1 protein-coding gene is annotated in these 405 nt (G+C 65.7%); it reads right to left on the bottom strand.

The window, feature by feature from the left end; translation table 11 throughout:
* The coding region (locus tag EOA75_RS33760) for a sugar nucleotide-binding protein (RefSeq protein WP_127326201.1) at positions 1-405 on the bottom strand (405 nt) is incomplete at both ends.

The following is a 405-nucleotide window of genomic DNA, read 5'->3' as shown; positions in this document are numbered from 1 at the left end:
CAGTTGGTCTCGCCGCTGCCTGTCAGATGGTAGATACCAAAGGCGGCGAAATTCTTGTCGTCCCGCAGCCTCGCCGCCGCATGCAGGATGGCGTCGGCGATGTCGAGCGCCGAAGTCGGATTGCCCCATTGGTCGGCGACGACCGAAATCTCGTCGCGGTCGCTAGCCAGCCTGAGCATGGTCTTGACGAAATTCCTGCCGAACGGGCTGTAGACCCAGGCGGTGCGCAGGATGAGGTGGCGCGGGTTGGCGGCCGCCACGGCCTTTTCGCCGGCGAGTTTGGAGGCGCCGTAGACGCCGAGCGGGGCGGTCGCGTCGGTCTCGACATAGGCGCTGTCCTTGGCGCCGTCAAAGACATAGTCGGTCGACAAATGGATGACGGGGACGCCGAGGCCTGCTGCCGCC

This window comes from Mesorhizobium sp. M1A.F.Ca.IN.022.07.1.1, assembly GCF_003997575.1.
GTDB lineage: Bacteria > Pseudomonadota > Alphaproteobacteria > Rhizobiales > Rhizobiaceae > Mesorhizobium.
Note: the sequence above shows the minus strand (reverse complement) of the source record. Positions and strands in the feature narration are given on the sequence as shown.